The following is a 21,459-nucleotide window of genomic DNA, read 5'->3' as shown; positions in this document are numbered from 1 at the left end:
GATCTTGCTGCTGGCTACGGCCTGTCATACAAGTGGATCTCGGTCGTGGATGGTCATGCTCTCTGGGCGTGGAGATGTGACGAACGGGCTGGTGGGCTCGCCTGAAGCCGTTGCTGCCGCAGGACATCAAGCCGGGCCGTCCGCCGGTGCGGACGCGGCGGCAGTTGATGGACGGCATACGGTGGCGGGCCCGGACCGGTGCTCGAGCCCCTGGTCACGGCCGGGCAGCAGCTTCCCCGTGGTTCGAGCCGGTCCTGGAGGCGATTCGAGTGCCCCGGCTCGGATGCGACAGACCGCGCAAACGACCGGACCAAGTCCGGGCCGAGAGGCGTACGACTCCCGCTGCAACCGGCCGACCTGCGTAGACGCGGGAACAAGGCAACGATCCCAGTCTCCGCGGACCGTGTCACCAACCACCGGACACTCGGCTCCCGGAGCGGTCGGCCGCCGAAGTTCGACACGACCGTATACCGCGAACGTCACGCGGTCGGATACGGGATCAATCGCCTCAAGCGCCACGGGGCTGTAGCCGCGCGATACGACAACCCCCGCCGTCCGTTACGAAGCGACCGTGCTGGTCGCAGTCCTCGGCGGGTGGCTGTGAGCAGCCCCGCCGGGGTGGTCGGCGGCAGTGATGAGCTGGTCGAGTCGGCGCAGTGTGCGGGTCATTTCCTCGACCCTGGCCGCGAGGCGGTCGCGTTCGGCGCGCAGCGTGCGGCGCTGGGTGGCGGTGACGCGCCCGTTGTTCACGCAGGGCAGCAATGTCGCGATGGAACGGCTGCTCAGGCCGGCCGCGTAGAACTGCTGGAAGAGGCGCACCATTTCGACGGTGCCCTCGGTGTAGCGGCGCTGTCCCGACGGTGTGCGCTCCGGGCTGAGCAAACCTTGTTCCTCGTAGTAGCGCAACGCGCGCACGCTCACACCGGCCCGCTGCGCCAGTTCTCCGATCTTCATCGCCCCGTCTTTCCCTCCGAGTCTTTCCTTCCGACGCTTGACTCTCACGTCAGCGTGAGGTTTTAGCGTAGCGGGCATGGACATTCGAAACGAGATCGCACTGGTCACAGGGGCGAACCGTGGTATCGGGCACAGCTTCGTCACCGAGTTGCGGCGCAGAGGCGTCAAAAAGGTCTATGCGGCCGCTCGCCGGCCGGAGACCGTCCTCCCAGCGCCCGGTGTCATCCCGTTGATGCTGGACGTCACCGATGACGCGTCCGTGATCCGGGCCGCGGCTTTGGCCGACGACACGACACTGCTCGTCAACAACGCCGGAGTGTCGACCTTCGCCCGGCTCACCGACGGCGCGGAGGAGGACATCCGGCTGGAGATGGAGACCAACTTCTTCGGCACCCTGCGTATGGTGCGTGCCTTCGCGCCGGTTCTGGGCGCCAATGGCGGTGGTGCCGTGCTGAATGTGCTGTCGGTCATGGCGTGGATGGCGTATGAGCACTCCAACAGCTATGGGGCGTCCAAGGCTGCGGCCTGGGCCCTGACCAACGGCATCCGGTACGAACTCGCCGGTCAGGGCACCCAGGTCACGGCGCTGGCCATGGCAAGCGTCGACACCGACATGATGGCCGGCGTCGAGGACGAGAAATCGGCCCCCGATGTGATCTCCAGGGCGGCGCTGGACGGCCTTGAGGCCGGTTCCCTCGAAGTACTGGCCGACGGGCGGACGGCCCAGTGGAAGTCCCGGCTCGGCGAGGACCCGGCCCACCTGTACCCGCAACTGTCCGTGCGCGACGCCGCCAAGCATGAGTTCGTCGTTTAGCCAGTACGACGTGGTTTGGTTCGGGCCTTGTGGTGCGCTGGACGGCTGAACGCCTCGCCGGTGGCAACGACTCTGCCCACGCCGTGGCGTGGGGCCGGGCGGCGGTTCCTCGAACCCGGCGGCCTTCCGGGGCCGGGGCGGGATGGTGTGGGTGCAATGGCTGGTGAGCCGGCCTTCACGTGCAGTTTTCGAACCCTCCGCGGACGCGGGTGGGTGTCAGTCTGTTCGGCTCGGTGGGTTTCTCCCGGGGCCTGCGGAGGTCGGGGGCCAGCGGTCGGGCGAGCCGGAGCCGGGCATAGGCGCCGGCCACCACCCCGCCCCGCCCGGTGAGGACGGGGACTGCGGATCCTCCGAGCCCGCGCGAGGTGTTCTCGATCACGGACAAACCCGTGGTGCAAGGGAAGGGCAAGGAGCGTAGTGGACAGCACCATCGGGAATGAGCAGACCGCGGCCAAGGGGCCATCCCGTGGAGTGGAGGAGATCGAGCCGGACAGGGCCGTGGTCGCTTGTGTATGAGGGCGAGCCGCCGCTGATCACGCCGTGCGGGTCGGTCCCGCACGGTGGGTTCCGGTCAGCAGAGCTTCGGCGTGCTTGCGGAAAGCGGTGACCAGACGGCTGCGGTCGCCGGTGCGGGTGGCGAGTACGACCTGGCTCGGTTCGACCCCGCGCAAGGGGACGGTGGTGAGGCTGGGATGCAGTCCGGTCGCGTGGTCGAGGGGCGGCCCGATGGCCACGGCCTGCCCGGCGGCGATGAGTTCGTGTTTGTCCTCGAGGGCCTCGACCAGGGGGCCGTCGGGCGCGGGGCGCCCGTCGGGCCGGGGATCGAGCCGCCAGTAGGCGTTCAGCAACGAGTCGGACTGGCGTACATGGGGGATCGGCTCGTCGGCGATGTCGTCGAGGGTGACGGACTCCTGGCCGGCCAGACGGTGGTCTCGGGGCACGACCAGCACGCGCGGTTCGTCGTAGAGGACGGTGACACGCAGCCGGTCGGTGGGGAACGGCAGGCGCGTCACCACCGCGTCGACGCGGTGCTCCAGCAGCGCGCCGCGCGAGTCGTTCCAGTCGAGCAGGCGGGTGTGGACCTCGGCGTCGGGATCGCGGTCGCGCAGGGCCCGTACGGCCGCGGTGACGACCAGCCCCCTGGTGTAGCCGACGGTGATACTGCCGGGCCGGGCCGCGGCCCGGGTCCGGGCCATCGCTTCGGCCGCAGCACGCAGCAGCCCCTTGGCCTGGGGCAGGAAGACCTCGCCGGCCTCGCTGAGCCGGGTGCCGCTCGTGGTGCGATCGAGCAGGCGGACGCCCACTTGCCGTTCGAGGCGGCGGATCTGTCGGCTCAGCGACGGCTGGGTGGTGTGCAGCGCCTCGGCGGCACGGCCGAAGTGCCGGTACTCGGCGACCACCGCGAAGCACTGCACCAGCCGGAGGTCGAGGTCCACGGGTGCGGGGAAGCGCTCGGACACCACCCCACCCTAACTGGCCTTATACGCAGACCGTATGACGTGTTTCGGAACAATCATTGGACTGCGTGCTCGTCGCGGACGCACCGTGGTGACCATGACGTCGGACAGCGTGACACCGTTTCGTATCGACATTCCGGACAGCGCCCTGGAGGATCTGAAGGACCGGCTGCACCGGGTACGCCTTGCCGGCCGGGAGACGGCGCCGGACGGCCGCCAGGGGGTGCAGCGGGAGCGCCTTGAGGAACTGCTGAAGTACTGGGCCACCGGATACGACTGGCGCGGTCTGGAGCGGCGGCTCAACGAGCTGGGCCAGTTCCGTACGACCATCGACGGTCTCGGCCTCCACTTCATGCACGTGCGCTCGCCCCGCCCCGACGCCACCCCCCTGTTGCTGCTGCACGGGTGGCCGGGCTCAACGACGACATCCCCGCGGGCGGCCACTTCGCCGCCCTGGAGCAACCTGAGCTGTTCGCCGGGGAGATCGTCAAGTTCGCGCGGACGGTGGCCGCGTGAAGACCATCAGGATCACTGGAGACGTGGACGGCATCGGGCGCGGCCTCGCCCGAATCCACCTCTGGCGTCGGGACCGGGCCGTGGCCGTCGGAACCGACAAGGCCAAGGCCGAGCCCGGCGCCCGGTTCCGGGTCGAAGTGGAGCTCATCGACGAGGGCAGGCGGCTGATCGACCGGCTCTCCGCCGAGTTCGACACGATCGACGGCCTCGTCCTGGGTGCCCGGCTCCAGCGTTCCAGGCGTACGGAGACCGTCGACGGCCTGGAGTCCGACATCGCGCTGACCTGCCTCGGCCGTTTCCTGCTCGGCCACGGTCCGGCCGGCCTGCTCGGCCGCGCCGCCGGACCGGTCGTCGATGCACGACGGTTCTACGACCGCACCCGGGAGGTGCTCGCTCGATGAAGTGGGTCAGCTACCGCTCCTCCGACGGCTCCGCGCACTGCGGCGTGGTGCACGACAACACCATCCACGCCGTGGGCACGGACCTGTTGGAGCTGCTGCGCCCCGAAGGCGGACTGGAGGCCGCCGCAACCAGGAAACCGACCGAGACCGTCGAGCCGGCCGCGGCCGACCTGCTGGCGCCGATACCGGTGCCCCCGGCGGTCCGTGACTTCGCCGCGTTCGAACGTCACATCAGCAACGCGGGCAAGGCAGCCGTTGGTGACGGCAGGGTCAGCCCGGTCTGGTACGAGTATCCGCTCTGCTGCTTCTCCAGCCCGGCGGCGATCAAGGGACCGTACGATGAGGTCCCCATCGCCCCGGGCGCTCGGTGGTGGGACTACGAGGTCGAGGTCGCCGCGGTGATCGCCGGGGACTGCTCGAACCTCGACGCCGCCGCGGGGGAGAAGCACATCGCCGGCTACCTGGTCTACTGCGACTGGAGCGCACGCGACATCTCCGCGAGCGAGATGGGGTTCGTGTACGGCCCGTCCAAGAGCAAGGACGCCTCGACCAGCCTCGGCCCGTTCCTCGTCACCCCCGACGAGCTCGAACCGTACCGCTCGGGCAAGGGCTATGCGCTGCGGATGGACGGGTACGTCAACGACGAGCACTACGGCGGCGGCGGATGGGAGGAGATCCACTGGTCGTTCGGCGAGATGCCGGCGCACGCGTCGCGCGGCACCACCCTGCGAGCCGGTGACATCCTCGCCAGCGGTCCCGTGGGCACCGGCTGCATCCAGGAACTGTGCGGCCACCGCCCCTACCTGTCACCGGGAGACACGGTCCGGATCGAAGTGCAGGAACTCGGCGCGATCTCCACACGGATCACCGCGCCAGAGCCGTCCTGACGTACCGGACGCGCCAAAGACGACCTTGACCCTGCCACTTGCCAGGAGACCACCGCGATGCATCTCGCCGGTACCTTCCCTCACGCTGACATGGATCCGCATGCCGTCCGCGAGGTCAGCCTCACCATCAACGCCGCCCACCTGTTCGTCTACTTCATTCCCGAGGCACCGGAAGAGGCCGCCAAGCTGGGCGTGACCGAGTACGGACCGGCGTACTTCGCGTTCCGGGCGGCCCCGATGGGCGCGGTCCCGTGGCAGGTCACACTCGCGGCCTTCTACAACTTCAGCCCGCGGTCGGTGCGGGCCATGGCAGGCGTGTGGGACACAGCGACGCCAGAGGAGTGGCAGGCCGCCCGCTTCGCAGCCGTCGATCGTGCGTTGCAACGTGTCGACGTGAGCCTCACCGCCGATCGGATCGCCGAGGCACGATCGCTGATCGACCCGGTCGTCGCCGGCGCCGACTACGCCGGAAAGACGATGGCCGCCGCCAACGCCTCGGTCCCTCTCCCAGCCGATCCGCTCGTCGCGCTGTGGCAGCAGATCACGGTGCTGCGTGAGTGGCGCGGTGACGCGCATGTCACCGTGCTCGCCGCCAACCGCCTCGGGCCGTGTGACTGCAACGTTCTGCAAACCGCGACAGGTCACTTCCCGGAAGCGATCGCGCGCGCCACCCGGCTGTGGGACGACGAGGAGGTGGCTGCGGCAACGGCGCGCCTCGTCGCACGCGGCTGGCTCGACGCCGACGGCACCGCGACCGATGCCGGCATAGCGGCGCGCGAGCGGATCGAAAGAGAGACCGACGAGCACTGCGCCGCCCTGTGGACGCCGATCGGTGACGCCGACGTCCGTCGCCTCACCTCGCTCATCATGCCGATCCACGACGCGTTCACCGCGGCCGGGACGTACCCCTTCCGCGTGGAGACGGGAGACACGCAGTCCGCCGATCCGGAGGCCGTCAGGTAGGCCCCGTTCTCGGGCCTGGGCCACGAAGGCGCGCCTGGAGCAGGCCCGCATCGTCAAGGCCGCCAACGCCTCGGCCGGCCGGGCCGTCGTTCGGGCGCTGCGCATGCTGCTGCCCGACACGGCACCTGCCCGGCCTCACCGCACCTGCTGGTCCGAGCGGTGGGGCCGGGCAGCGTTTCCGGTGGAAACGGCCGCGGCCGCCGGACAAGCTCCGGCGACGTCCCCGCGCTACTTCGGTCAGAGCCTTTCACCGTCTTCGCGGACATTCACCGGCGTGAGTTCGCCGTCGACCGCGCGGCGACGCGCCTCGACAGGAGACGGGTCAGCGGGCGTGCGACCGTCGTCGGAAGCCAGGCTCTGCGGGGGCAGGACCGTCCGGATCGCCTCGTAGTTCGAGGCATGGGCGACGGCGATCTGCTGTCCCGTCATCGGGCAGACGTTCATCGCCTCTTCCCAGTGACGGGTGGACTCCCATTCCGCCACGTTGACGAGAGGGAATCTGCTCCCCGGAGCGATCGTGCGGAACATGTACGTCCGAATGAATCCGGGCTGCTCCGCCATCACTTCCGCGGCATCCTGCCATGCGGCGAGATAAGAGGCCTCCTTCTCCTCGTCGATCTCAATCGGAATGATCACGACGTGACGATTTTCCATCTGTTGTCTCCCCAAGTGTTTCGACTGTCGATATGCGGCTCGGTGCGCGACGAATTCCCAAAGAATGCGGGAACACGACCGAGTCCTGAGTCCCGAGACGCCGGGTTTCGGCTGCGGTCCGGAACCGTCTGGACGCAGCCTGCCCACACGTGCCCGCAGGCAGCGAACCTTCGTGCTGGATCGGCAAGATGGCCGGCGTGGTCCCGGAAGGCGGCCGATCGGCGGCGGCCATGGTCGGCGGCGGATGCCGGGGCTTCTTGCCGGAACGGCATGAACCTTTGCCGCGTCCGTGGCGCCCTTCCCACGCTGAGGGCATGAGCGAGTTCGAGTTGATGCGAGATGGTGAGCGGACCTGGGACGTCGTGGTGGTCGGGGGTGGGACCGCCGGCCTGTCCGGGGCGCTGACTCTGGCCCGGGTGCGCCGGTCGGTTCTGGTGATCGACAAGGGGGAGCCCCGCAACGCTCCGGCCGCCGGCGCCCATGGTGTGCTCGGCCGCGAGGGTATCTCTCCCTTGGAGCTGCTGCGGCTCGGGCGCGAGGAGGTCGCTTCGTACGGAGGTCGTGTCGTTTCGGGGCAGGTCGCGCGGATCTCCCGGGACGGCGTGGGTTTCCGGGTCGTCACCGAGGGCGGACAGCGCGTGCGTACGCGCAGAGTGCTGGTGACCACTGGTTTGGTCGATGCGCTGCCGGACGTGCCGGGGCTGGCCGAACGGTGGGGGCGGGACGTGCTGCACTGCGTGTACTGCCATGGCTGGGAAGTCCGGGACAAGGCCATCGGGGTGCTCGGCAACTTCCACCAGGCACTGCTGTTCCGCCAGATGTCCGAGAACGTCACGCTGTTCCTGCACACCGGAACGGAGCCGGCCGACGAGCAGTGGGAGCAGTTGGCCGCTCTCGGTGTCGGCGTGGTCGATGGTGAGGCCACCGGGCTCGAGGTGGACGGCCACGACCATCTGGCGGGCGTGCGCCTGGCGTCAGGGAAGGTGGTGCCCGTCCAGGAACTGGTGGTCGCCCCCCGGTTCCTCGCGCGCGCCGGTTTTCTGGGCGAGTTGGGCGTGACGACGCAGGAACACCCCATGGGCCTGGGGGAGCAGCTCCGGGTGGACGCCTCCGGGTTCACCGGCGTGCAGGGCGTGTGGGCCGCGGGGAACGTCAGCGATGTACTGGCCGGGGTGCCGGCCGCGGCGGCAGCCGGCACCACCGCGGCCGCCGCGATCCACATGGACCTGCTGAAGGCCGACGCGGAAGCCGCCGTCCGCGCGGCCAAGGGCGGGGGAGCGTTCAACGCGGCCACGGAGGCCGAGCTGTCGCGGCTGGTGCCGGGCAGCCGTGCGCACGGACCGGACTCCTTCCTCGGTGGGAACTGACCACCGCGCCGCGACCGGGTCAGGTGGCGCGGACCCGGAGGTGGGCCCGTTCTCCCTGGCGTCCGAGCAGGATGAGGAGTTCGACGGCCTGGTCGCCGTCGGCGCCGATCCAGTGCGGCACGTGCGTGTCGAACTCCGCGGCCTCGCCCGGCTTGAGGCTCAGGCTCTGCTCACCCAGCAGCAGCCTGAGCCGGCCGGAGAGGACATAGATCCACTCAAAACCGTCGTGGGTCTGCAGCTCCGGCTCGATGTGGGGCGCGGGTGAAAGGAGAAGCTTGTAGGCCCGGGCGCCGCCGGGATCGCTCAGCGGCACCAACGTCATGCCTCCCCGGGTCACCGGGCGCAGGTGAATGCGCGGGTCTCCTGTACGGGGCGCGCCCACGAGATGGTCGAGGGGCACCGCGTACACCTCGGCGAGTGGCAGCAGCAGCTCCAAAGTCGGCTTGCGACTGCCGCCCTCCAGACGAGACAGCGTGCTCTCGCTGATTCCGGTCCGCCGGCCGAGCTCGGCCAGCGTGATCCCCCGCCGGCGACGCAGCTCCCGCAGACGGGGCCCGACCGCATCCAGAACGTCCTTCTTCGCGCTGTCCACACCTTGATACTGCCCGAACCCGAAACGGCATGGCTCCTGCCGAAGGTGCGGGCCCTCGCCCATGGGCGATGAGGTCGTCGGGCGACGGCGCGTAGCCACCGCATCCGGGCCGCCGCCGCATGACCCGCAGGCGCCGTCGGGGCAGGGAAGCACTCACCTGTGCCATCGGCGGTACGCACGGGGCGGCCGCCGATCCGCACCGTCGACCGTTGTGCCGCCGACGAAACCATTGGGCTGAGGGTGACGTACCGATGGCGGGGGGCGCGGCCAGGCCGGTTGGGCGCGGCCACACAGGGCAATTGTCCGCGCGCCTGAGGGAGCCTGTTCGGTTCGGGCCGTGCGGCCGGTCCAGCATGGTGGCGACGCGGGTGCCGGATGCATATGCCATGGGCCCGCACGCCGCTACCGAGGGAGAGGCAATGATCAAACCCACCGCAGCCGGCAGCGCCCCAGCGAAGGGTCCGGGCAGCGTCAACGTGGCGGGGAACACCTACAAACCCACGAGGTTCATGCGGCACCCCCTGACGACGCACAACCAGAAGGAGCTCGACATCGAAGGGAGGGCCCAGCCCCTCCTGGACAAGTGGAAACGGTGGCAGGAAGCGGATCCGGCACAGAAGCCGTCGGGCTGGGCGAAGGTGCGGGCGAAGGCGAAGAAGGCTTCGGAGGACGGTCAGGATCGGTGGATCGCCCCGACCGGGTTCTCCGTGAACAAGGTGCGGTACGGCGAATATCCCAAGAACGAGGAGACGGCGCACCAGCGTGGGTGGAACACCTATATGAACATGGGGCTGCCGCTCATCGAAGAGCGGAGCGACATCCAGCAGCCCCCGCCCGACCTGATCGCTCAGCACGTCTTCACCAACAGGACCGACCCCCAGCCCACCACGGTCACCTTCAGCACCGAATTCTCGATCTCGAACACCATCACGTGGAACCTCCAAGGGGAGGTGCAGCTCACCTTCGGGACGAAGTCGAGCGCGTCCCTGCAACAGCAGTTGCAGAAGAGCATGGCGATGAAACAGCATCAGAAAAGCACCCAGCGGAGCAGCAAGGACCGGCTGGGCTTCGACGTCGAGTTCCAGTCGGAAGCGGCGAGCACGTCGACGGCCACGAGTTCCGCCACGGGCACCGGGGAGGTGCACGCGGACCTGATGCTCGCGATCACGGGCTCCGTCGGCGGTCAGTTCACCACGTCGGTGAAGACGACGGCGCAGATCCAGACGCAGATCGAGACCCGGGCGGTCATCCGGGCCACGCAGCGACGCCAGGTGAAGAGGTTCGACTACGAGCTCCCCATCGTCTTCGCCGGTTGCGTCGCCCTGTACTACCCCGAGGAAGTGGACCCTTCGAGTGTCACGTGTCTCGACCACGAGGACAACGACGAACGGAAGCGGGCCCAGACACTGGATCCCACCGGGTGTACCCAGCTTCCGGATCACACCCAGGTGGTCGTCCGGGACATCGACATCATCGAATTGATCGGCGAGAAAAGGCGGTACTTCCCGCAGAAAGGCCAAGCGGAGATCGTGTCCGTCTTCGCCGGTGAGACCGAGCTGTTCGAGCTTGAAAAGCTCAAGTTGAGCGACGGTTACGGCGACGACCGCGAAGCGCCTTTCTACAAGAGCTGACACCACGTCCATCGAGGGGATCAGGAGAGAAGCCCATGCCTGTCGACAACGCCGCCGACAACGCCGCCGACAACGACAAAGACGCAGCAGGGTCCGCCCGGAAGGCCGCCGCCGGCAACGTCTTCGGCGGGGGCAAGGAGCAGGCCGCTTCCGCTGAGGGCGCCGCGAAGAAGATCAACGGGAATACGCCCGGGGTCGGCAAAGGCGCCTGGGACGAAGAGAACGAGACCGTCACGGGGGACCTCTCGGGATACGTGCACCAGATGGAGAGCGGGCGCGAGGCGTGGCTCATGCGCCAGACCCCGCACGGCGCGATCAACGTGATGGACGGTTTTCTCACGCCCTTCTTGCGGAACATGCAGTCGGCAGCCGCCGCGCAGCTCACCGCGCACACGAACCCGAAAACGACCTCCGACACGGCATCGGCGGCCAAAGGCGCGGCGTACGAGAACGTGCGGACGGACGGAGTGAGAATCGAGCGAGAAGACCGTCCGACGATCGACAAGGAAACCGAAGAGTCGCTGAAAAGGGCCGGTTACCGGACCGAGGGTGCCTTCCTGGTCTGCAGGTTCGACGGGAAGGCAGCCATCGACGTCGCGCTGGACCCGTCGGGCCGCAAGGCGTACGTCCTCACGGTGGACGGCCTTCTCTACGGGGTCGATCCGGCCACCGGGACCAAACGCAAGGTCATGACGAGCGCACCGCTGGGCTCGCCTCGTGGTGTGGCCGTGGACGCGAACGGCATGGCCTACGTCACGGACTACGGCGGCGCCGGCCGCCTCCTTCGGGTGGACCTGTCGAGCGGCGAGACCACCGAAATCGTCACCGACGCGAAGGCGCAGGGCATCGCGCTGGACAGGAACGGCAAGGTGTACATCACCGCCTACGCCGACGATTCCGCCGAGGGGAAGCTGTTCGAAGTCGACCTGAAGAAGGAGCGGAAGGAGAAGAAGGAGATCGTCGGTGGGCTGGGTCGGCAGACCTCCGGGGTCGCCCTGGTGCTGGACGAGAAAGGCGACGCGCGCACGGCGTACACCGGGCACTGGTGGACGACCGGGGACCTGTACGAGATCGACCTGGCAGGTCGCACCGCACAGCGGGTGACCACCGCCGACAACAGTCCCGACATGGCGGTGGACGGCACGGGCACCGCGTACGTCGGCGACCACATCGCCGACGTCCTGTACAAGGTCGACCTGAAGAGCCGCAGCCGACGTGAAGCGGTGAAGGCCGTCGCGGGCACGTTCTCCCCGTTCGGCATCGCGCTGGACAGCGGCAATGACGTGCTCTATGTCAGCACCTACGAGGGCCAGTTGTGGCGGTTCGCCCTGAGCGTCCTCCGGAGTCCCGAACTGATCGAGATCACGGCGACGTAGGGACCACACCCGCTGGACCACACCCGTCGAACGAACGTACGTACGTGCGTCCGGCGGGGTGGGTGAGCAGGTCGGCCGCCGTGGGCAGCCTTGTGTGGGGGACGTTGCCGGGCACGGGGCGTTTCGCTCCTGGCATGCCTGGGGTCATGTGCGGACTGACTGTCCGGGGCTGTGGGTTCCGCCGGTTCTCCGATCGCGGTCGTCGGTGTCTCGTGCCGGCTGCCCGGGGGCGTCGGTGGCCTGTCCGCCCTGAGGGAGGCGCTGGGGCCTGGGGCGAGGGCGAGGGCGGGGGCGGCAGGGGCAGCGGCTGGGACGGGGGCGGGGCCGGGTCGCCTGGCGCGAGAGGTGGCCGCCGGCTTCCCGCCGCCGAGGGGGCGGCACCGTCCACCGGGTGGAGGTCGGGGACGGCACGACCGGCACCACCCGCTGGCCGTCGACGTCAGGCGGTACCGCCGCCGGCATCTGCGTCAACCTCGACACACACCCTCTGCCCGAGCCCGCCTCGGCCGCCACGCTCACCGGTCGGCCCACGGCGCTCCTCCGGCGGATCATCGCGGCCTGCCCCCGCCTGCCCTCACCCGCCCACCTGCCGCCTCCCGCCTGCCTGCGTGCGCCCGGACGCCACCAAGCCCGGTGCGAGTGTGATGACTTGGCCCCGTGGCGAACTGCCCCCCGACCCCCCGCCCGCGCCGGACAACGCCGAAGCGGTGGTGCGCACGCGGGGGGCGGGCCGCCGTTCCGCGGTGCCGGCGTCGTGCCGGGCAGTCGTCCGATTCCGGACCTTGCCGAGGGCCGCACGGTTCAACTAGATATGCCTCTGGCGCCCCGATGATGACGCCCGTTCCCGGACTCCTCCCCCCTGTGCAGCGCAGTCCCCCCGCAGGCTCGCAGACTTCCCGCGACAGACGGAGATCGGTGGTTTCTCCATGCTTTTCCTGCACGATCTGCTCACCGCCCAGGCCCGGACGGACCGGGACGGCGCCGCCGCGCTGGACGGCGACGCCGTCCTGACCTTCGGGGAGGCCGAGTCCGGTGCCGACCGGGTCGCGGCCGGACTGGTGTCCCTGGGGGTGCGGCCCGGTGACCGCGTGGGCCTCTGTCTCTCCCGGTCGCTCGGCCTGTGGCCGGCCCTGTTCGGGCTGCTGCGGGCCGGTGCCGTCTGCGTGCCCGTCGATCCGGAGGATCCCGCCGAACGCCGGCGGACGATCCTGGAGTTCTCCGGCGCCCGCGTCCTGCTCAGCGAGCGCGCACTCCTCGGCGCGCCCTGCCCGCCGGGCGTGCGGGCCGTCGCCGTCGAGGACCTGCTCGACGAGGCCGTGGCGCCGCTCCCGGCGCCGGTGCTCGCGGCCGATGACGCCCTCGCGTTCGTCTTCTACACCTCCGGTTCCACCGGCGTGCCCAAGGGCGTGATGCTCACCCACCGTGCCCTGCTCAGCGGACAGCGGTGGCTGCAGCGGACGTTCCCCCTGGAGCGCGGTGACCGGCACCTCCTGCGGACCACGCTCAGCATCACCAACCTGGTGCGCGAGGTCTTCTGGCCGATGCTGTCCGGCGGCACCGCCGTGGTCGTCCCGCCCGGCGAGCACAAGGATCCGGACCGCCTCGTCGAGTGGATCGACACCGGCCGTGTGACGACGCTGATGGTCGTGCCGGCCCTGCTGTCCGGCATGCTGGAGAACCCCCGCTTCGCCGCCGTCACCTCCCTGAAGTACGTTTTCTGCAGCAGTGACGCGATGCCCGGCTCGCTCCCCGAGGCGTTCTTCACCGCCGGCCCCCCGGCCCGGCTGTTCAACGTCTACGGCCTCACGGAGGCGCTTTACGCCGGCTACTGGGAATGCCTGCCCGGTGTCGCCTACGACGGGTTCGTGCCGGTCGGCAGGCCGGCCGAGCTCACGCCGCTGATCCTGGACGAGGACCTGCGCCCGGTGCCCGACGGCGAGACCGGGGAGCTGTGCCTCTCGGGCACCGGCATGGCCGAGGGCTACGACCGACTGCCCGACCTCACCGCGGCGAAGTTCACCGACAGCCCGTACGGCCGGCTGTTCCGTACCGGCGACCTGGGCCGGCTGGCGGCCGACGGCCGCCTGGAGCTCCTCGGGCGCCTGGACGACCAGGTCAAGATCGCCGGCTACCGGGTGGAACTCGGTGAGGTGGAGGCCCGCTTACGGGAGGTCCCGGGTGTCACCGCGGCCGTCGCCGCGGGCCGCCGCGGCGCGGGCGGCCACCAGCGCCTCGTCGCCTACCTCACCTGTGACGGCACACCGCCGACCGCGGCCGGCATCCGCGCCCGCCTCGCCGGCCGGCTGCCCGACTACATGATCCCCGCCGCGTTCACGGTGGTCGACACCATCCCGCTCACCCACAACGGCAAGGTGGACCGCCGGGCGCTGGCCGACCGGGACGGGACCCGGCTGGAGCTGGCGGAGGAGTACCACCCCCCGCGCGACGAGCTCGAACGGTTCCTGTGCGGGCTGTGGGAGGAGGTGCTGTCCCTGCCGCGGGTCGGCATCCACGACGATTTCCTGGCGCTCGGCGGCGACTCCATCCAGGGCTTCCTCATCAGCGCCAAGGCCAACACCAAGGGGCTGGGGCTGAGTTCGACCCAGTTCTTCGCCACGCCCACGATCGCGGAGACGGCAGCGGCCGTCGAGGAGCGGCGCCGCGGTGACTCCGGCGCCGGCGGCGCGTTCGTCGCCCCGCCCTTCGCCGTCGCCGAGGAGGACCTGGCGGCCGTGCGGCGGATCGCCGCCGACCCCGAGGGCATCGCCACGGTGCATCCCGTCACCGAGATGCAGAAGGGCATGCTCTTCCACTCCCTGCTCGACCCCGAATCCGGCGTCTACGTCGAGCAGTTCCTCTACACCCTGGAGGGCGAGCTCGACCTCGACGCCTACCACCGGGCCTGGCAGGAGGTGGTCGACCGGCACGAGATCCTCCGGTCGTGGCTGGCCGTGCAGGGCCTGGCGGAGCCCCTGCAGGTCGTCCAGCGGCGGGCCGCGCCGGAGTGGTCCGTCCTCGACTGGTCCGGCGTGCCCGAGGAGCGGCAAAACACCCTGCTGGACACGCACTTGGCCGAGGACCGGCGTCGCGGCTTCGCCTACGAACGGGCCCCGCTGTTCCGGCTGGCCGTCATCCGCACCGGCCCCGCCCGGCACCGGCTCGTCATGAGCTACCACCACCTCATCCTGGACGTGTGGTCACTCTTCCTGCTCCTGCGCGACTCGCTGGAGATCTATCACGCGCGCCGCCGCGGCACCGTGCCCCGACTGCCCGGCACCCGGCCCTTCCGTGACTACGTCGCGTTCGTCCGCGCCCAGGACGGCCGTGCCTCACGGGACTACTGGACCGGGCACCTCGCGGGCTTCGAGGGCCCCACCACGATCGGTCGCACGGCCCGGCCCGGACTGTCGGCGAGCCCCCAGGAGATGCACGCGGGTGCCGCCTACCCCGTCGGCGCCGATCTGACCGGCCGTCTGACGGCCTATGGCCGGACCCACCGGCTCACTCTCAACTCCCTGATCCAGGGCTCCTGGGCGACGGTGATCTCCGCGCTCAGCGGACGGCACGACGTGTGCTTCGGCATGACCATCACCCACCGGCCGGTCGCCCTGTCCCACATCGAGGACATGGCCGGCATCTTCGTCAACATTCTCCCGATGCGGCTCACTCTCGACCGCGAGCGGCCCGTGGGCGGCTGGCTCCACGACGTCCAGGCCACCCAGCTCACCGCCCGGGCCCACGAGCACTACCCGCTGCCCCTGATCCAGCAACACCCGGACGTCCCCAGCGGCCGTCCGCTCTTCGAATCCCTGTTGATCTTCGAGAACATCCCGCACGCCATCGGGTGGGCCGGTGGCGACGGCGTCACCGTACGGCACGAGCGCAACCTCGGCTGGACCAACTACCCCCTGACCATCGGGGTGATGGCCGAGGGCGAACTCACCTTCCAGGCCGAGTACGACCTCGCCCACTTCGACCGCGACACCGTCGACCGGGTGATGGGCGCCTTCCGCGACGTCCTGGAGGCCATCGCCGACGGCGGTGGCGAACCCCTCGGCAAACTCCTCGACCGCGTCGCCGACTCCCTGCCCGCCCGCCCCGCGCACGACGAGGCGGCCACGGCACCGCCGGCCGCCCCCGGCGGGCCCGCCGCCCCGCCCGCCACTCCCGACGAGGCGGACCTCGCCCGCATCTGGGCCACCGTGCTGGGCACCGAAACGGTGGACGCGCACACTCCGTTCCTGGAACTGGGCGGCAGCTCCCTGGCGGCACTCAAGGTGGCCGCGCTGGCCCGCGCGCAAGGCTTCTCCTTCGCCCTGCGCGACCTGTTCACCCGCACGGGCACCATCCACACCCTCGCCCCCTCCCGTACCGGCCGGGAGGGACGATCAGCGTGACCGGAGCGACCCCCCGACCGTACCCGCACTACGGACTGCTCGGCGTCGGCTTCGGCCCGTCGCACCTGTCGCTCGCCGCCGTGTGCGACTCCACCCGCGCGCCCGCCGCACGGACCCGTCTCCACTGCCTGGAGGCCCGGCCCGGCTTCAGTTGGCACCCCGACATGCTCCTGGACGGCACCCGGATGCAGGTCGCCTTCCTCAAGGACCTCGTCAGCCCACAGGAGCCCACCAGCCCCTTCTCCTTCACCAGCTACCTGGTCAGCAAGGGGAGACTCGAACAGTTCCTCAACCTCGGCACCCTGCATCCCACCCGGCGCGAATACGCCGACTACTTCGCCTGGGCCGCCGACCGGCTCTCCCACCACGTCTCCTACGGCTGCCTCGTCGAACGGGTCCGGCCGGTCACCGGGACCGACGGGGGCATCACCCACCTGGAGGTCGACTACCGCGACCTCGCCGGGGACAAGCACACCGTGGCCGCCGACCACGTCTCCCTCGCGCCCGGCGGCCGCCCCGTCGTCCCCGCCGGCGTCGAGCACGAAGCCCTCGACAGCGGGGCGGTCTTCCACAGCAGCGCCTTCCTGCCCAGCATCGACCGGTTCCACCGGCGCGGCCGCGACCTGCCCCACCGCTTCCTCGTCGTCGGAGCCGGCCAGAGCGCCGCCGAGGTATTCCGCTACCTGGCCCGCGAGTTCCCGTCCGCCGGCGTCACCCTCGCCCACCGCGGGTTCGCCCTCATGCCCGCCAACAGCAGCCCCCTGGCCAACGAGGTCTTCGATCCGGCGTCCGTCGACCTCTTCCACTCCGCCGACACCACCCGCCGCCGCGCCATCCTGGCCGACCTGCGCACCACCAACTACTCGGCCGTGGACGACGAGGACATCCAGGCCATCGCCGAACTCCTCTACGACCAGCGCGTCCGCGGCGAGGACCGGCTGCGCCTGTGCCGCTTCACCGAACTGGCGGCCTGCCGCGCCGACGGCCCGGCCGCCCTCGTCACCCTGCGCGACCCCCTCGGCGGACAGGCCCTCACCAGCCGGTTCGACGCCGTGGTCCTCGCCACCGGATACGACTTCCGCGAGGCCGGCGACCTGCTGACCGGCCTGGAACCCCTGCTGCGCCGCGCCCCCGACGGCACCCTGCGCGTCCGGCGCGACTACTCCGTGGAGACCACCGCCGAGTGCCGCCCCCGCGTCTTCCTGCACGGTGCCGCCGAACACTCCCACGGCCTGAGCAGCACCCTGCTCTCCGTCCTCGCCCACCGGGCCGCCCGCATCCTCGACACCGTCCTCGGACCCCGCCCGGAACCGGCCGGCCCCGGACGCTCCCCCCTCCCCGAGGCCCTGGAAGGAGCCGACGCGTGACCAGCAGCCGACGCGTGAACGACATCCCCGTCCAGCGGCGAGCCGACGCCCCGACGACCGAGGAGTACGGCTGCGCCTTCCGCCGCATCCTGCCCTGGGGCTCGACCGGCCCGTCCGACACCGGCATGGGCGTGTGCACCGTCGCCCCCGGCACCACCACCACACCCCACTCCCACGCCGATCACGAGCACTTCTACGTCGTCCGCGGCACCGGCCTGCTCCACCTCGACGGCGCGAGCACCCCCATCGGCCCCGGCGACGCCTTCGTCGTCGACTCCGAGAAGCGCCACCACTTCGAGAACACCTCCACCGGCGAGGAACTGGAGATGGTGTCCGTGTGGTCCATGGGCCCCTTCGGAGCCGGCCGGTGACCGCCGGCCGCCCGGGGCGCCCCCGTTCCTTCCTCGTCACCGCCACCCCTCCGACCACCAACGGCGACCTGCACCTCGGTCATCTCTCGGGGCCCTACCTCGCCGCCGATGTCTTCTGCCGGGCCCAGCGCATGCTCGGTCACAGCGCCCGCTACGTCACGGGCGGCGACGACCACCAGAGCTACGTCGTGACCACCGCGCGGCGGCTGGGCACCGAACCCGCCGAACTCGCGGCCCGCTGCAACCGCGACATCCGCGAGACCCTCCGCCTCGCCCACATCGCCGTCGACGCCTTCACCACCCCCGACGAGCCCTACCGCGCCCACGTCCGCGACTTCTTCACCCGCCTGCACCGCGCCGGCCGCCTCGCCCGGCGCACCTGGACCTTCCCGTACGACCCGGCGACCGGACGCCACCTCCTCGAAGGGTTCGCCGCCGGGAACTGCCCCGAATGCCTCGCCGAGACCTGCGGCGCGATCTGCGAGACCTGCGGACACCCCAACGACCCGGCGACCCTGCTGTACCCGGCGCCCGCCGGCGCGCCCGCGGGGCGGACCGCCACGGAGACCCGTGAGGCCGACGTCCTCGTCCTGCCGCTGGAGGACTACCGCAGCCGGTTCGAGGCCTTCTTCGACCGGCGCCGGGCGACCCTGCGGCCGCACGTCCTGCGCTTCGCCGACGAGATGCTGGGCCGGCCGCTGCCCGACCTGCCCGTGAGCTATCCCGCCGACTGGGGCATCCCCGTCCCCGTCGACGGGTACCCCGGACAAGTCCTCAACGTCTGGGCCGAGATGCTGCCCGGCCTCACCTACACGGCCGGCACCGCCACGGCCACGGCCGCCGGGCTTACCGCGTCCACCGCCGCCCGTGCCGGTCTCGGCCGGGACGCGGCCGGCCCCTGGGCCCGCGACTCCGGCCACGAACTCGTGCAGTTCCTCGGCTACGACAACACCTTCTACTTCGCCTTCGCCCACCTCGGCCTGAGCTGGGCCCACGGCGGCCTCACCGAACCCGCCGCCATCGTCACCAACGAATTCCTGCACCTGGAGGGCGCCAAGTTCTCCACCAGCCGGGGTCATCTCATCTGGGCCCGCGACCTCGTCACCGAACACGGCGCCGACGCCGTCCGCTTCCACCTCGCCCTCGCCAACCCCGAACTCCAGCCCGCCGACTTCTCGGAGAAGGACTTCCTCACCACCGTCGACACCCGGCTGCGCCGGCCGCTCGCGGCGGTGCGCGCCGCCCTGGCCGCCCACGACCGGACCGCCCCACCCGACCCGGCGGCCACCGACGTCATCGGCCGCTACCGCGACCGCATGCTGCGCGCCTACACCCTGGAGACCTTCAGCCTCCGCCAGGCCGCCGAGACCACCGCCCACCTGCTCGCCCTGCTCGCCGACCGGGCCGCCACCGACCCCGCCCTCGCCCTGCACGGCCTGCGGGCCCTCGCCACCTGGGCCGCGCCCCTGGTACCCGGCCTCGCCGCCGAACTGCGCGCACAGCACGGCGGTACCGCGCCCGGCCCCGACGGGACCGGGGAGGTGCCCGCCGCGTGGTGACCGTCCTGCCCGCCCCCGTGCCGCCGGCCGCGCCACGCCCCGGAACCACGGCACTGGTCTGCCTGGCGGGCGCCGGCGCCTCGGCCGGCCTGTTCGCAAGCTGGGACGAGGACCTGCCCGCCACCGTCGAAGCCTTCGTCCTCGAACGGCCCGGCCACGGGCTGCGCATGGACGAGAAGCCCCTCACCGACCTCGACGCCCTCCTCGCCGACCTCACGGACGCCGCCCGGCCCCTCGCCGGGCGGCCCCTGGCCCTCCTCGGGCACAGCTTCGGCGCCGTCCTCGCCTACGAGCTCGCCCTCCGCCTGGAGCGCGAGGGCGTCCCCGTCCGCCACCTCTTCCCCGTCGCCGCCCGCACCGCGGCCGGACGGACCGGCTCCCCTCCGGCACGCGAGCCGACCGACGAGGAGCTCAAGGCCCGGCTGCGCGCCCTCGGCGCGACCCCGCCGCCCGTTCTCGACGACGACGAGCTCATGGCTCTCCTCCTCCCCGCCGTACGGGCCGACTTCGCCCTCGCCGACACCTACCGCCACCGCCCCGGAAACCAGCTCCACTGCCCGGTCACCGCCTTCGCCGGCGCGGACGACACCGTGGTGAGCCGGTCATCGGTCCGGGCGTGGGGCGCCTGCACCCGCGGCCGCTTCACCGCCCACCGTCTCCCCGGCGGCCACTTCTTCCCGTTCTCTCACCGAACGGCCCGCGCCGGCCTGCTCCGTACCATCGCGGACGAGCTGGACCGCGGCCCCGGCGCGGCCTCCGGCCGGCCCGACACCCCGGAGCACCGATGACCGCATCGCCCGACCGGGCCCCCGCCCCCACAACGCGGGCGCGCGCCCACGACCGGGAGATCTGGCGCCTGGCCCTGCCGGCGTTCGGCGCGCTCGTGGCCGAGCCCCTGTTCCTCCTCACCGACTCCGCCATCGTCGGGCACCTGGGCACCGCCCCCCTCGGCGGCCTGGGCGTCGCCGGGCAGGCCCTCGGCACGCTGGTCAACATCTGCGTCTTCCTCGCCTACGGCACCACCGCCTCCGTGGCCCGGCTGGTCGGCGCCGGCCGGCTCGACCAGGCCATCCGCCAAGGGCTCGACGGCATCTGGCTGGCCGTCGGCATCGGCCTGCTCGTCATCGTCGCGGGCTGGCCGCTGACCCCCGCCGTCGTCGACGCCTTCGGCGCCTCCGCCGCCGTCACCCCCCACGCCGAGACCTACCTGCGGATCAGCCTCTTCGGCGTACCCGGCATGCTCGTCGCCCTGGCCAGCACCGGCATCCTGCGCGGACTCCAGAACACCCGCACGCCCCTGGTCGTCTCCGTGGCCACCTTCGCCGGCAACGCCGCCCTCAACCTGACCTTCGTCCAGGGCTTCCACTGGGGCATCGCCGGATCCGCCTGGGGCACCGTCCTCGCCCAGACCGCGGGCGGCGCCGCCTACGTGGCCACCGTGCTGCGCGCCGCACACCGGCACGGCGCCCCGCTCCGTCCGGACCTGGCGGGACTGCGCGCCGCCGCGACGGCCGGGGTGAACCTCGTGGTCCGGACGCTCACACTGCGCGTCGTCCTGGTCATCGGCACCGTCGTCGCCACGGCCATGGGCGACGACGAGATCGCCGCCTATCAAGTGGCCTTCCAGATCTGGTGGTTCCTCGCGCTGGCCCTCGACGCCATCGCCATCGCCGGACAAGCGATCACCGGCCGCTGCCTGGGCGCCGGGGACGCCGCCGGTGCCCGCGCGGCGACCTGGCGGATGACCCAGTGGGGCCTCGTCACCGGCGTGGGGTTCGGCCTGTTGCTGCTGGCCGTCCGTCCCTGGCTGCCCGCGCTGTTCGGAGTGGACCCGCACGTGCGGTCCCTGCTGCTGGGCGCGCTCGTCGTCGTGGCCGTCCTCCAGGTCGTGGCGGGGCCGGTGTTCGTGCTCGACGGGGTCCTGATCGGCGCCGGCGACATGCGCTTCCTCGCCGTGGCGGGTGTCCTGACCACCCTCGTCTTCCTCCCGGCCGCCGGCGCGGTCCACCTCACCGGCGGCGGCCTCGTCGCCCTGTGGCTAGCGATCGGCGTCTGGATGCTCGCCCGCCTCGCCGTACTCGCCTGGCGCGCCCGCGGCGACGCCTGGCTGGTGACGGGGGCGGTACGGCGCTGAGCGCGCGTGCCGGGCGGGG

At 71.2% G+C, this 21,459-nt stretch carries 17 protein-coding genes and 2 pseudogenes; 14 read left to right on the top strand and 5 right to left on the bottom strand.

Annotated features, from left to right (window positions below; translation table 11 throughout):
• Positions 1–558: 558 nt before the first annotated feature.
• Positions 559–954: a MerR family transcriptional regulator gene (locus ACZ6X9_RS23965; RefSeq protein ID WP_469780045.1), complete on the bottom strand. Its 396-nt coding sequence runs from the start codon at positions 952–954 to the stop codon at positions 559–561.
• A 76-nt stretch (positions 955–1,030) separates the two neighbouring features.
• Between ACZ6X9_RS23965 and ACZ6X9_RS23960 the strand changes: the two genes are divergently transcribed.
• Positions 1,031–1,768 (top strand): SDR family oxidoreductase, encoded by a 738-nt coding sequence (locus ACZ6X9_RS23960; protein ID WP_469780044.1) that lies wholly within the window; start codon positions 1,031–1,033, stop codon positions 1,766–1,768.
• Here ACZ6X9_RS23960 and ACZ6X9_RS23955 read toward each other — a convergent pair.
• Positions 1,765–2,063, bottom strand: a pseudogene (locus tag ACZ6X9_RS23955) (NF041680 family putative transposase); the annotation flags it as partial. The gene ACZ6X9_RS23960 and the pseudogene ACZ6X9_RS23955 sit on opposite strands and share 4 nt — an antisense overlap.
• A 238-nt stretch (positions 2,064–2,301) precedes the next feature.
• Complete coding sequence (locus tag ACZ6X9_RS23950; RefSeq protein WP_469780043.1) at positions 2,302–3,228, bottom strand: LysR family transcriptional regulator; 927 nt, start codon at positions 3,226–3,228, stop codon at positions 2,302–2,304.
• 34 nt (positions 3,229–3,262) lie between these two features.
• Here ACZ6X9_RS23950 and ACZ6X9_RS23945 point away from each other — a divergent pair.
• The 4 genes and pseudogenes from ACZ6X9_RS23945 to ACZ6X9_RS23930 all read left to right on the top strand — a co-directional run.
• Positions 3,263–3,586 (top strand): annotated as a pseudogene (locus ACZ6X9_RS23945) (epoxide hydrolase N-terminal domain-containing protein); the annotation flags it as partial.
• Positions 3,587–3,737: 151 nt separating this feature from the next.
• Positions 3,738–4,142 (top strand): Rossmann-fold NAD(P)-binding domain-containing protein, encoded by a 405-nt coding sequence (locus ACZ6X9_RS23940; RefSeq protein ID WP_469780069.1) that lies wholly within the window; start codon positions 3,738–3,740, stop codon positions 4,140–4,142.
• Complete coding sequence (locus tag ACZ6X9_RS23935) at positions 4,139–5,029, top strand: fumarylacetoacetate hydrolase family protein (RefSeq protein WP_469780068.1); 891 nt, start codon at positions 4,139–4,141, stop codon at positions 5,027–5,029. Before ACZ6X9_RS23940 ends, ACZ6X9_RS23935 begins: the two co-directional genes overlap by 4 nt.
• A gap of 57 nt (positions 5,030–5,086) precedes the next feature.
• On the top strand, positions 5,087–5,992 hold the full coding sequence (locus tag ACZ6X9_RS23930; protein ID WP_469780042.1) for an SCO6745 family protein: 906 nt from the start codon (positions 5,087–5,089) through the stop codon (positions 5,990–5,992).
• 237 nt (positions 5,993–6,229) lie between these two features.
• Here ACZ6X9_RS23930 and ACZ6X9_RS23925 read toward each other — a convergent pair whose 3' ends face one another.
• On the bottom strand, positions 6,230–6,646 hold the full coding sequence (locus tag ACZ6X9_RS23925; RefSeq protein WP_469780041.1) for an antibiotic biosynthesis monooxygenase family protein: 417 nt from the start codon (positions 6,644–6,646) through the stop codon (positions 6,230–6,232).
• Between the two features lie 314 nt (positions 6,647–6,960).
• Between ACZ6X9_RS23925 and ACZ6X9_RS23920 the strand changes: the two genes are divergently transcribed.
• Entirely contained in the window at positions 6,961–8,013 is a 1,053-nt protein-coding gene (locus tag ACZ6X9_RS23920; protein ID WP_469780040.1) for an NAD(P)/FAD-dependent oxidoreductase, read from the top strand.
• A 19-nt stretch (positions 8,014–8,032) separates the two neighbouring features.
• On the opposite strand, the gene ACZ6X9_RS23915 is transcribed toward ACZ6X9_RS23920, so the two are convergent.
• On the bottom strand, positions 8,033–8,605 hold the full coding sequence (locus tag ACZ6X9_RS23915; protein ID WP_469780039.1) for a helix-turn-helix domain-containing protein: 573 nt from the start codon (positions 8,603–8,605) through the stop codon (positions 8,033–8,035).
• A 419-nt stretch (positions 8,606–9,024) separates the two neighbouring features.
• Here ACZ6X9_RS23915 and ACZ6X9_RS23910 point away from each other — a divergent pair, with 419 nt between their 5' ends.
• The 8 genes from ACZ6X9_RS23910 to ACZ6X9_RS23875 all read left to right on the top strand — a co-directional run bounded on the left by ACZ6X9_RS23910 (position 9,025) and on the right by ACZ6X9_RS23875 (position 21,440).
• Complete coding sequence (locus tag ACZ6X9_RS23910) at positions 9,025–10,236, top strand: gluconolaconase (RefSeq protein ID WP_469780038.1); 1,212 nt, start codon at positions 9,025–9,027, stop codon at positions 10,234–10,236.
• Positions 10,237–10,271: 35 nt separating this feature from the next.
• Complete coding sequence (locus ACZ6X9_RS23905) at positions 10,272–11,612, top strand: Vgb family protein (protein WP_469780037.1); 1,341 nt, start codon at positions 10,272–10,274, stop codon at positions 11,610–11,612.
• Positions 11,613–12,538: 926 nt separating this feature from the next.
• Positions 12,539–16,009 carry an amino acid adenylation domain-containing protein gene (locus ACZ6X9_RS23900; protein WP_469780036.1) on the top strand — a complete coding sequence of 1,157 codons (3,471 nt, stop codon included), beginning with the start codon at positions 12,539–12,541 and terminating at the stop codon, positions 16,007–16,009.
• Complete coding sequence (locus tag ACZ6X9_RS23895; protein ID WP_469780035.1) at positions 16,006–17,376, top strand: lysine N(6)-hydroxylase/L-ornithine N(5)-oxygenase family protein; 1,371 nt, start codon at positions 16,006–16,008, stop codon at positions 17,374–17,376. The genes ACZ6X9_RS23900 and ACZ6X9_RS23895 overlap by 4 nt, the downstream gene beginning before the upstream one ends.
• Positions 17,373–17,747, top strand: a complete 375-nt coding sequence (locus ACZ6X9_RS23890; protein ID WP_469780034.1) for a cupin domain-containing protein — start codon at positions 17,373–17,375, stop codon at positions 17,745–17,747. Before ACZ6X9_RS23895 ends, ACZ6X9_RS23890 begins: the two co-directional genes overlap by 4 nt.
• Entirely contained in the window at positions 17,744–19,306 is a 1,563-nt protein-coding gene (locus ACZ6X9_RS23885) for a class I tRNA ligase family protein (RefSeq protein WP_469780033.1), read from the top strand. The genes ACZ6X9_RS23890 and ACZ6X9_RS23885 overlap by 4 nt, the downstream gene beginning before the upstream one ends.
• Positions 19,300–20,094, top strand: a complete 795-nt coding sequence (locus ACZ6X9_RS23880; RefSeq protein WP_469780032.1) for a thioesterase II family protein — start codon at positions 19,300–19,302, stop codon at positions 20,092–20,094. The genes ACZ6X9_RS23885 and ACZ6X9_RS23880 overlap by 7 nt, the downstream gene beginning before the upstream one ends.
• A complete protein-coding gene (locus tag ACZ6X9_RS23875; protein ID WP_469780031.1) occupies positions 20,091–21,440 on the top strand; it encodes an MATE family efflux transporter in 1,350 nt (449 codons plus the stop codon). The genes ACZ6X9_RS23880 and ACZ6X9_RS23875 overlap by 4 nt, the downstream gene beginning before the upstream one ends.
• Positions 21,441–21,459 lie beyond the last annotated feature (19 nt).

Source organism: Streptomyces sp. NPDC052910 (assembly GCF_055585605.1).
This window is presented reverse-complemented; position numbering and strand designations above follow the sequence as displayed.